General features: G+C 67.9%; 11 protein-coding genes. 5 read left to right on the forward strand and 6 right to left on the reverse strand.

Annotation, left to right across the window (positions count from 1 at the left end):
• Positions 1–232: 232 nt before the first annotated feature.
• Entirely contained in the window at positions 233–1,531 is a 1,299-nt protein-coding gene (locus OVA06_RS13425; RefSeq protein WP_056084118.1) for an MFS transporter, read from the forward strand.
• 4 nt (positions 1,532–1,535) lie between these two features.
• On the opposite strand, the gene OVA06_RS13430 is transcribed toward OVA06_RS13425, so the two are convergent.
• Both OVA06_RS13430 and OVA06_RS13435 read right to left on the reverse strand, forming a co-directional pair.
• Positions 1,536–1,871: a cupin domain-containing protein gene (locus OVA06_RS13430; RefSeq protein WP_056084115.1), complete on the reverse strand. Its 336-nt coding sequence runs from the start codon at positions 1,869–1,871 to the stop codon at positions 1,536–1,538.
• A gap of 9 nt (positions 1,872–1,880) precedes the next feature.
• Positions 1,881–2,924 (reverse strand): helix-turn-helix transcriptional regulator, encoded by a 1,044-nt coding sequence (locus tag OVA06_RS13435; RefSeq protein ID WP_268158948.1) that lies wholly within the window; start codon positions 2,922–2,924, stop codon positions 1,881–1,883.
• An 87-nt stretch (positions 2,925–3,011) separates the two neighbouring features.
• Between OVA06_RS13435 and OVA06_RS13440 the strand changes: the two genes are divergently transcribed.
• The 4 genes from OVA06_RS13440 (at position 3,012) to OVA06_RS13455 (ending at position 6,049) form a co-directional block, all read left to right on the forward strand.
• Positions 3,012–3,419, forward strand: coding sequence for a DUF1304 family protein (locus tag OVA06_RS13440; RefSeq protein WP_091718634.1), 408 nt, complete (start codon positions 3,012–3,014; stop codon positions 3,417–3,419).
• An 82-nt stretch (positions 3,420–3,501) separates the two neighbouring features.
• Entirely contained in the window at positions 3,502–4,254 is a 753-nt protein-coding gene (locus OVA06_RS13445; protein ID WP_056084106.1) for an ArsR/SmtB family transcription factor, read from the forward strand.
• 159 nt (positions 4,255–4,413) lie between these two features.
• The gene (locus tag OVA06_RS13450; RefSeq protein WP_268158953.1) at positions 4,414–5,421 is read left to right on the forward strand and encodes an alpha-amylase family glycosyl hydrolase; all 1,008 of its coding nucleotides are present in this window, start codon (positions 4,414–4,416) and stop codon (positions 5,419–5,421) included.
• On the forward strand, positions 5,348–6,049 hold the full coding sequence (locus tag OVA06_RS13455; RefSeq protein ID WP_268158955.1) for an alpha-amylase family glycosyl hydrolase: 702 nt from the start codon (positions 5,348–5,350) through the stop codon (positions 6,047–6,049). Before OVA06_RS13450 ends, OVA06_RS13455 begins: the two co-directional genes overlap by 74 nt.
• 45 nt (positions 6,050–6,094) lie before the next feature.
• Here OVA06_RS13455 and OVA06_RS13460 read toward each other — a convergent pair whose 3' ends face one another.
• From OVA06_RS13460 to fdhA, 4 genes are all read right to left on the reverse strand, one after another.
• A complete protein-coding gene (locus tag OVA06_RS13460; RefSeq protein WP_268158957.1) occupies positions 6,095–6,859 on the reverse strand; it encodes a dienelactone hydrolase family protein in 765 nt (254 codons plus the stop codon).
• Between the two features lie 9 nt (positions 6,860–6,868).
• Positions 6,869–8,230, reverse strand: coding sequence for an MFS transporter (locus OVA06_RS13465; RefSeq protein WP_268158959.1), 1,362 nt, complete (start codon positions 8,228–8,230; stop codon positions 6,869–6,871).
• Positions 8,231–8,397: 167 nt separating this feature from the next.
• Positions 8,398–8,751: a GNAT family N-acetyltransferase gene (locus tag OVA06_RS13470; RefSeq protein WP_268158961.1), complete on the reverse strand. Its 354-nt coding sequence runs from the start codon at positions 8,749–8,751 to the stop codon at positions 8,398–8,400.
• A 124-nt stretch (positions 8,752–8,875) separates the two neighbouring features.
• Positions 8,876–10,087 (reverse strand): formaldehyde dehydrogenase, glutathione-independent, encoded by a 1,212-nt coding sequence (fdhA, locus tag OVA06_RS13475; RefSeq protein ID WP_056084091.1) that lies wholly within the window; start codon positions 10,085–10,087, stop codon positions 8,876–8,878.
• Positions 10,088–10,139: the final 52 nt, after the last annotated feature.

Below are 10,139 nucleotides of genomic sequence, written 5' to 3' on the forward strand. Positions count from 1 at the left end.
TGTTGCCTTCCCTCGAATCACGGTCTGCGGTCCACGTCGCGCCGCTGACCTGCAGTCCTATCAACGTACTGTCTGGCCACCCTTGGGCAGCTGCCGTGACCACCCTTCGGACGCCCCGCCGCAGCCGTCACCATGTCGATTTCAGGACCCCGGATCCTGTAAATTTAAGGCAGGAATTGTCCGGCCAGCGAGCCGCGTTCCAACCCTCCCCCTTGAATGGATCCGCTCCCCCATGTCCTCCGCGACTTCCGCGCCCGCCCCTGCCCGTTTTCCCTACGCCGCCCTCCTGGTCCTGGCAACCATTGCCTTCACCGCCATCACCACGGAACTCCTCCCCTCGGGCCTGCTGCCGCAGATCAGCGCCGGCCTGAACGTGACCGAACCCGTTGCCGGGTACCTCGCCGCAGCCTATGCCGCCGTCATCGTGGTGACAGTGGTTCCGGTCGCCCGGCTGCTGGCGCGGATTCCCCGGCACACCCTGCTGGTGGGGCTGGTCCTGACGTTCGCGGCCAGCAACGCCTGGGTGGGGCTTTCCCCGGATTTCACCACAGCGATGATCGCCCGGATGGTGGGCGGGCTGGCGCACGGGCTGCTCTGGACCACGATGGCGCCGTTCGTAACCAGGGTGGTTCCGGCGAACCAGGTGGGCAAGGCGCTGGCCATCGTCTTCAGCGGCAACAGCCTGGGCCTGGCCATTGGTGCGCCGGTGGGTACGGCCCTGGGCGGACTGCTCGGCTGGCGGGCGGCGTTCCTGGTCCTTGCAGGATTCGGCCTGCTCCTGACCGCCCTGGCGTTCTTCATGCTGCCGCGGGTGCAGCGGATTTCCGATACCGTCCGGCCGTCCATCCGGCGCGCCATCGCCGAACCCGGCGTCAAGGCGGTGGCCACGGCCTGGCCGCTGCTGGTCCTGGCCCACTTCGCGCTGTTCACCTACATTGCCCCGTTCATCCGTGAAGCCGCCCTGCCGGAGTACGCCACCAGCCTGGCGCTCACCGTTCTCGGCGCCTCAGGCCTGCTGGGTATCTGGGTTGCGGGACTCACCGTGGACTCGCGGCCGCGGCGATCACTGATGATCACGACGGCGGCGATCGCCGTCTCGATGGCACTGCTGCCTTTGGCGGTGGGCAACCTTCCGCTGGCCCTGGTCCTGATGACCGTCTGGGGAGCCGGCCTGGGGGCCATCGGCATCTACAACCAGTCCGCCATCCTCCGCGCCGGCGGCGAGTACAGCGAAGCGGCCAATGGCCTTACTGTGCTGACCATCCAGCTGGGCATCACCGTTGGCGCCCTGTACGGTTCCGGCGCGCTGGTGGCCGGCGGCCCCATGCTGGTGCCCGTGGCTGCCGCGCTGCCTGTGCTGGCCGCACTGGTGATCACCATCGCGGGCAAGAAGCACGCCTATCCGCCGGGACCCCGGGAACGCACCTGGCTGGAGCCGCGCCCGGTCCGCCAGATCCACCCGTCCCCGGCCGGCGACTCCCGGAACACCACCGTGGAGCCAGCGCCCGACAAGGTGGAGGATCCTGCCTAACCCCTCAGCCGCGGTACTTGGCCACCGTGAACAGGAACGCCGAGTCCTCCTCCGCCTCCAGGCTGTGCAGGCCCGGCGGGACGATCAGCAGGTCCCCCGCCTTGCCCTGCCAGGAATCCCCTCCGGCCACCAGCCGGACGCAGCCGCGGATCACGAACACCGTGGCGTCGCCGGGGTTCTGGTGTTCGCTGAGCCGCGTTCCGGCCTTCAGCGCCATCACGGACTGGCGAAGGGTCTTTTCGTGCCCGCCGTAGACGGTGTCCGCGGCGCGGCCGTTGGAAGATGCGAGTGCCGCTTCGAGCTGCTGGCGGGCCAGGGCTTCCACCGATATCTTCTGCATGGGCCAAGGCTACCCAGTGGCCGTCAACCTGGCGACAAGTTCCCCGCGGCTGTTCACACCCACTTTGTCGAAGATGGACTTCAGGTGGTCGTGGACCGTGTGCGGTGAGATGAACAGATGCTTGGCAATGTCGGCGCCGGCGCTGCCCGCCATGAGTTCCAGGCAGACTTCCTGTTCCCGCGGAGTGAGCCCGTACGCGGACAGGAGCAGGGCCAGCAGCTGGCGGGTGGTGGCCGGTTCCACGGTGACCACCATCTGTTGGGGATCGTCGCCCGTGATGAGCCGGCTGGCCTGCAGGATCACCCAACCGGAATCGACGTCGCGCATCCTGGTCCTGGCCGTCCCGCCCGGTGCGGCCCTCGCCTGCGCCACCAGCGCATACAGCACCATGCTGAACTGGCCCGGGGCGGCTTCCTCCAATGCCTGAAGCCAGGCTGCCGCGGCCGGGGTGGCGGCGCGCAGCTCACCGCGTTCGCCGGCCAGGACGATCACCGGCCCGTCAGGCTGGTGCCACAGACGGTGCTGCGAGCGGGCAGCAATGCGGGTGGCGGCCGCGAGCGCAGCCGTCACCGCCGCAAGGAACTCCACCTCCCTGTCGCTGAAATCCCCGGCACCTTCCCGGAAGAGGCTGCCCACACCCCAGCACGACTGGTCCACGCGGAATGCGCCGCGCAGTTCGTGGACCAGCCCCAGCGGACGGAGCAGCTCGTTGATCCGGATGCTGGCTGCCACCTCGCTGCGCGGCGCATCCGAGATCCGTGCCACCGGGTGCGGCCGGAGCATGAGCTGCGCGAAGGTGTTCGGTTCGGTCCCCTGGTATTCGGACTGGGCGAACCTGGCTGCGTACTCATCGGTGACTGGCCACGGCCGCCAGTTGGTGACCGCGTTCATCACCATCGTTTCGGGGTCGACGCCGGCCCAGCAGGCTTGGTCGAACGGCACCGCTTTACGCACCAGCACCAGGGCGGCGGTGTAGAGGGCGGCCAGGTCCCGTCCGTCCGTGGCCAGGGTGGCGATGTCCCGCCTGGCACGCTCTGCGCGCTCCTCCCACATACGTCCAGTATCGGGCCCGCCGGTGCAGCACGGTATCCCCTGTTTCGGGGATGGCCTGCGGCTTCCGGGCGGGCCTACCCTTCCGGCATGAACATCATGTCCCAGGTTTTCGCGGTGCTGGCGGTGGTCATCTACGTGGGAGTCTTTCCGGTGGAGAGCTTCCTGCTCCGGCGGAGCAGATGGGCGCAGAAGTTCCTGAGCACACCGCCGGAGAACGTGGCCGCCGTGATGATGTGGGCCATCCCCACCGGGTACAGGAACCTGGTGATCGCCCTGGGCGTTGCAGCCGGGCTGGTGGCCGTGAACATCGGCGAACCCGTGGTGGGCTACACCCTGGTGGTGTACTGCTGCCTCAACATGGCACTCACGGCACCCGCGATGCTGCTGGCCGACCTGCAGGGCCACTACCCGCAGCGCTGGGACAGCGTCCCCGGCACCCTGGCCGCCACGGTCCCGGCGGTGCTGGCGCTGCTTTTCCTGCCGCTGGGCCCCTAACGCGTGCTGAGTCTGCGCCCGGTTCTACGTGGATCTCTCAAATCCTTGATAGGTGACTATATGGTCACCTATCATTGTGTGTATGGACGACGTGTTCAAAGCACTCTCCGACCCCACCCGCAGGGACCTGCTCGATGAGCTGTTCCGCGAGGACGGCCAGAGCCTCAGTGCGCTTGAGGCGAGGTTCAGCATGACCCGGTTCGGGATCGCCAAGCACCTCCGCATCCTCGAGGACGCAGGCCTGGTGGCCACCCGTCGTCGCGGGCGGGAAAAGCTGCATTTCCTGAACCCCGTTCCCATCCGCCTGGTCCACGACCGATGGGTCAGCAAGTACGCAGAACCATGGGCCGCTGCCCTCAGCGACCTCAAATCCAGATTGGAAAGTCCCATGGAAAAGATCTTCGAGATTTACATCAAGACCACCCCGGAGAAGCTCTGGGAAGCCATTACCGACAGCGACATCCGCAGCAAGTACCAGTTCGGCAACACCCTGGAGTCTGACTGGACTCCCGGCGGCCGCTTCGAGATGGGCAATCCCAAGGCCGGCCAGATCCTGGGCGAAGGCGAAAACCTGGAGGTGGATCCGCCCCGCCGGCTGGTGCAGACCATGCGCGCGCTGTGGGGCGACGACGTCAAGGCCGAGGGGACCTCCAAGGTCACCTGGGAGATCGAGCCGGTGGGCGATTCCTGCCACCTCACCGTCACGCACAGCGATCTCCGCGAAGGCGCCAACGACCAGCTCTACGGCGGCTGGCCGATGATCCTCTCCGGCCTGAAGACCTGGCTGGAGACCGGCGAGAAGCTCACCACGCCGGGCTCGCTCATGTACACGTAACCAACGGCTAGTGCGTACGACGGCGGCGTGCGACGCCGGTGCGGAGCCGTCGTCGTCCGCGCAGCCCGGCGACCAGTCGCGGGGCGGGTTCATCACGGCCTGGCTGTAGCGGCACCTCCCCTCGTCCCCCAACATCCGATCATGGAAGGCGGCCCCGCTGTGAGCCTTGCCCACCCCGAAAGCCCGTCAGCGCAGTGGTGGCAGTCCGCCGTCATCTACCAGGTGTACCCGCGCTCCTTCGCGGACGGGAACGGCGACGGCGTCGGTGACCTCCCCGGGCTGCTCGGCAAGCTGCCGTACATTGCCGCGCTGGGCGTGGACGGGATCTGGCTGACCCCGTTCCAGCCGTCCCCGCAGGTGGACCAGGGCTACGACGTCAGCGACTACTGCGGCGTGGACCCGCTGTTCGGCTCGATGGCGGACTTCGATGCACTGCTCGATCAGGCCCACGCCCTGGGCCTGAAAGTGTTGCTCGACGTGGTCCCCAACCACTGCTCCTCCGAGCACCCGCTGTTCCAGCAGGCCCTCGCCGCCGGGCCGGGAAGCCGGGAGCGGGAGATGTTCCACTTCGTCGAGGGCCGCAGCTCGTCCCTGGATTCGCCCAGCGACCTGCCGCCCAACAACTGGCAGAGCGTCTTCGGCGGCCGGGCATGGACCCGGGCCAACCCGGGCTCCGGAACCGACACCGAGTGGTACCTGCACCTGTTCTCGGCCGGCCAGCCGGACTGGAACTGGCGGAACCCGGCGGTGGGCGACTACTTCGAAAACGTCCTGCGTTTCTGGTTCGACAAGGGCGTGGACGGCCTCCGGATCGACGTCGCGCACGGACTCTTCAAGGCCGATGGCCTGCCGGACGCCCCCTCCGCGCATGCTGTGGTGGACGGGCTGCGCGCCAACCCGTTGGTCTCGGACCAGGAGGATGTGCACGAGGTGTACCGACGGTGGCGGCGGCTGGCGGAAAAGTACCAGCCGCGCCGCCTGCTGGTGGGCGAGGTGAACCTCGAGCCTGCCCGCGCAGCCCGGTACACGCGCAGCGACGAAATGCACCAGGCCTTCGCTTTCGCGTTCGTGAAGCTGGGCTGGGACCCCGGCGGTGTGGGCGGCCGCGGGCAACAAACTGGAGGACGCCCGGAAGCTGCACGGTGCGGCCCCCACCTGGGCCCTTGAAAACCACGACATCGTCCGTTCGGCCACCCGCTTCGGCGGCAGTGAATTAGGGGGACGCCGGGCACGCGCGGCGTTGGTGGCGCTGCTCGGCCTGCCGGGTTCGGCCTACCTGTACCAGGGCCAGGAACTCGGGCTCCCCGAGGTGGACGTCCCCGCTGAAGCCCGCGTTGACCCGATGTGGGCGCGCGGCGGCATCACCCGCGACGGCACCCGGGTCCCCCTCCCCTGGACCACGGACCCGGCGCGTGCCCACGGCTTTTCGCTGCCGTCCCGAGATCCGCAGCGTCCCGCAGACCCCTGGCTTCCCGTTCCGGAGGACTGGGGACGCCACGCCATCGAGCTGCAGCAGCGGGACCCGGACTCGATGCTCGCGCTGGCCACGCGGGCGATCGCTGTGCGCCGCCAGCTATGGGAGGACGGCACCTTCACAGCGGACGACGGCGGCACCTGGCACGTGCGGGACGGGAACCTCCTGCTCTGCGAACGCAGCCCCGGCTTCCTTGTGGCCGTCGCGATGGGGAGCAGCCCGGTGAAGCTGCCCGCCGGTCTCGTACTCTTCAGCGCCTTCCCGCTGGCGGAGGCCGGCTGGCTGCAGCCGGACAACGCGGTGTGGCTCCGCCGCGACTGAGGGCGCCGCAACTGAAACGGCGCAACTCAAACGGCCGGGGAACCCCTACTGATTAAGGCTCTGCTCCAGGAACGCCAGGGTGCGTTTCCAGGAGTCGGTGGCGGCATCGGCGTCGTACCGGATAGGGGTGCTGTCGTTGAAGAAAGCATGGCCCGTCCCCGGGTACACCACCGCTTCGAAGTCCACCCCGGCACCGAACATCCTGGCCTTGACCAGCGGCAGCTTGTCCACCAGTGCCTTGTCTTCCTCGCCGTAGAAGGCCAGGACGGGGCAATTGATCCGGCCGAGTTCCTCCTCGCTGAAGTCACACGTGCCGTAGAAGGGCACGGCGGCACGCAGGCGCGGCTCCTTGGCGGCGAGGGTGAAGCTGTAGGTTCCGCCGAAACAGAAGCCTGCCACCGCCACCCGTCCGGCCAGTACGGGCACCCCCTCGAGGTGGTCGAAGCAGGCCCGGAGGGCCGCCACCGCCTTGTCCGCGAACTCTGGCGAGTGCAGCGGGGAGGTGATCTCGCGGAGCCTCGGCTGGACCTTGCTGCGTTGCTCCGGATCCGGATCGGCGAGGCCGGTGAGGACTTCCGCGGCCACGTCCGGCGTCATGCCGATGTCCGTCAGCAGGTCAGGGGCCAGCACCAGGTAGCCCTCCGCGGCGAACCTGTCCGCCACGTCCTTGATGTGGTCCACCATGCCCCAGATTTCGGAGATCAGCAGCAGCCCACCCTTCGGCTTTTCGTGGAAACGGCCCGCGGCCGGCTCGCTGACGTAGGCCTGGACGGAGGTTTCGGCGTTCCCGATGGTCATCATGTGTCCCATCAGGACAGGCTATGCGCTCCGCTGCCGCCAGAACAGGCTCACGCCGAAGGTGGCGGCGCACAGCACCAGCATGGCCACCACCATCCGCGCCCAGCTGTCCTGGTGCACCCCTCCTGAGGCGAAGACGCCGATCATCACCGTGGCGGTAATCGCGCCCACGTACCTGCAGGTCTGGTAGATGCCGGCTGCCACACCACGGTCCTGCGGCCGGGTGGAAACGAACATGCCCTGGTTGGTGGCGATGCTGACGGTGCCGTACGGGATGCCCATCAGAGCGGTCATCACCACCACCAGCGGGATGGCCAGGGTTCCGGTCAGCAGCCACATCAGGGCAGCCGCCACGGTCAGGAGCAGGACGCCGGCCAGCAGCACCCGCCGGACGCCAAACCGACCCATGGCCTTCACGGCCCACGGGGTTGCCACCACTGACATGGCGGCCAGCGGGAGCATCAGCAGGCCCACCACGCCGGGATCGTACCCGCCGGATTCCTGCAGCAGCTGGGGCAGGCCAAAGAAGACGAAGTAATAGACGCTGCTGAACACGGCGAAGGCCAGGTAGACCAGCAGCAGCGGCCTGTTGCGGCCCAGCAGCCGCAGGTCCAGGAACGGCCGGGCAAACCGCAGTTCCCGCCACGCGAACAGGGCAGCAATGCCGGTGCCGGCCGCCAGCATCCACCAGCGGTAGCCGGGTGCCACGTTCAGGGCGGCCATCATCACCAGCAGCAGGGCACCGACGAACGCCAGGATGCCGGGGATGTCCGAGTCGCGGAGAAGTTCGGCCAGGCTGCCACGTTCCCGGGCCTCGTCCGGCGGGGCCGCCTGTTTCACGATCAGCAGTGCAGCCAACGCCAGCGGCACGTTGATCAGGAACAGCGCCTCCCAGCCCACCAGGCTCACCAGCAGGCCGCCGATGACGGGACCCACGGCCGCGGCGGACGTGTTCGCCATCTGCAGCCGGCCCAGCGGGCGGGCTGACTCCACCTTCGCCCGGTGCGCGATGGCCCCCACCATCACCACGGCGCTCGGATAGGCGGCGGCGGTACCGAGCGCCATCACGGCCCGGGCCACGCACAGCAGCGCGAAGTTGGGTGCCAGCGGCGCCACCGCACAGGTGACCGCCACCAGGGCCATGCCCAGCATGAACATCCGGCGCGGGCCGAACCGGTCGGCCAGCCTGCCCATGACCGGTTGACCCGCGGCGGAGGCGAGGTAGAAGGATGTGACCACCCAGGTGACGGCGGCGACGTCCAATCCGAAGTCGGCCCGCAGCACCACCAGCGCCACGGCGATCATCGAGGAGTTCAGCGGGTTCAATGCCGTGCCCAGGCTGAGGCCTGCCACGGCCAGGGCGGTCCGGGGGTTGTTGCTCACGGTAACAGTCTGCTGCAACGGAGGGGGCCCGTGCGATTCGCAGCACTCCCGACACGCAAAACCGTCCCCGAGGCGCATGTTCGCAGGCGCACCGCAGATACACGGTGCGTCAACGAATCAGCGCCTCGAGGACAGCGTTCTGCGTCGAAAACAGGGGGGGCGGACCGTCAGCCCCGGGTCCGGGCGGACAGGGCGCTGTCCAGGAATTCCAGGTGGGCCGGAGCAACAGCAACGGCGCTGCCGACGTATTCCGGGTGCTTGCCGATGAACTTTTTGATGAACGGGCACACCGGAACGATGCCGATCCCTGCGTCGGCCGTCTCATCCAGCGCCACCGTGGCGAGCCTGCCGGCAAGGCCCTGGCCACCGTATTCCTCGTTGATCACGGTGTGGTAGAAAATCCGCTGCGGCGAGGCCCCGCCGTCGTACTCCTTGTACACGGCCTTGCCGATGACGTGGCCGGCCACGAGGATTTCGAAGCGTTCGCGCTCGGGGTTGTGGCGGACGGTGATGTCGCTCAAGGGAAATCTCCTTCATTGCAGTTCAAGACCTGTGAAGCGTAACCCGCAAAAGCCAGGCCTTATTTCCGCACGCGGCGGGAGGCCGGCCCGTAAGCCGGCCTCCCGCCGTTCGGGAAACTCCTTCCTAGCTGAGGTAGCCGTTCGGGTTCAGGACGTACTTGGTGGCCGCGCCGGCGTCGAACTCCGCGTAGCCCTTGGGTGCCTCTTCCAGCGGGATGGCCTTGGCGTTGACGTTCTTGGCGATGCTCACCCTGTCGTGCAGGATGGCCATCATCAGCTGCCGGTTGTACTTCATGACCGGACACTGCCCGGTGGTGAAGCTCAGCGATTTGGCCCAGCCGGTACCAAGGCTCAGGCTCAGTGCGCCCTTCTTGGCGGCCTCATCGATGCCGCCCGGGTCACCGGTGACATAGAGCCCCGGGATGCCCAGGGCGCCGCCGGCAGCGGTGATCTCCATCAGCGAATTCAGCACGGTGGCCGGCGCTTCCGAGGCGTTGCTGCCGTGCCCGCGCGCCTCGAAGCCCACAGCGTCCACGCCGCAGTCCACCTCCGGGACACCCAGGATCTGTTCGATCTGCTCGGCCGGACCGCCTTTGCTCAGGTCCACCGTCTCGCAGCCGAAGCTCCTGGCCTGGGCCAGGCGGTCGGCGTTCATGTCGCCCACAATCACGACGGCGGCGCCCAGCAGGTGCGCGCTGGTTGCCGCTGCGAGGCCAACAGGCCCTGCGCCCGCCACGTACACCGTGGAGCCCACGCCCACCCCGGCTGTCACGGCGCCGTGGAATCCCGTGGGGAAGATGTCCGAAAGCATGGTCAGGTCCAGCATCTTCTCCAGGGCCTGGTCCCGATCCGGGAACTTGAGCAGGTTCCAGTCCGCGTAGGGCACCAGGACGTAGTTCGCCTGGCCGCCCACCCAGCCGCCCATGTCCACGTAGCCGTAGGCACTGCCGGGGCGGTCCGGGTTCACATTCAGGCAAATGCCGGTCTTCCGCTCCTTGCAGTTCCGGCACCGTCCGCAGGCGATGTTGAACGGCACCGAGCAGATATCGCCCACCTTGATGAACTCGACGTCGCGGCCCACCTCCACCACTTCACCGGTGATTTCGTGGCCCAGCACCAGGTCCGGCGGTGCTGTGGTGCGGCCGCGCACCATGTGCTGGTCCGAGCCGCAGATGTTGGTGGCCACGGTCTTGAGGATCACCCCGTGATTGACCGCGCGGCCCACGTTGGCCGGGTTGACGCCCGGGCCGTCCTTCAGTTCAAAGGTGGGATAGTCAACATCGATTACCTCGACCTTGCCGGGTTCCTTGTAGGCAACGGCTTTGTTCCCTGTCATCTGTTCTCCTGTTGTCAGGCCTGCCGGGTACGGCGGCTGATGGTTGGATAGG

Origin of the sequence: Pseudarthrobacter sp. SL88 (assembly GCF_026672455.1) — a bacterium.
In the GTDB taxonomy this organism is placed as follows: domain Bacteria; phylum Actinomycetota; class Actinomycetes; order Actinomycetales; family Micrococcaceae; genus Arthrobacter.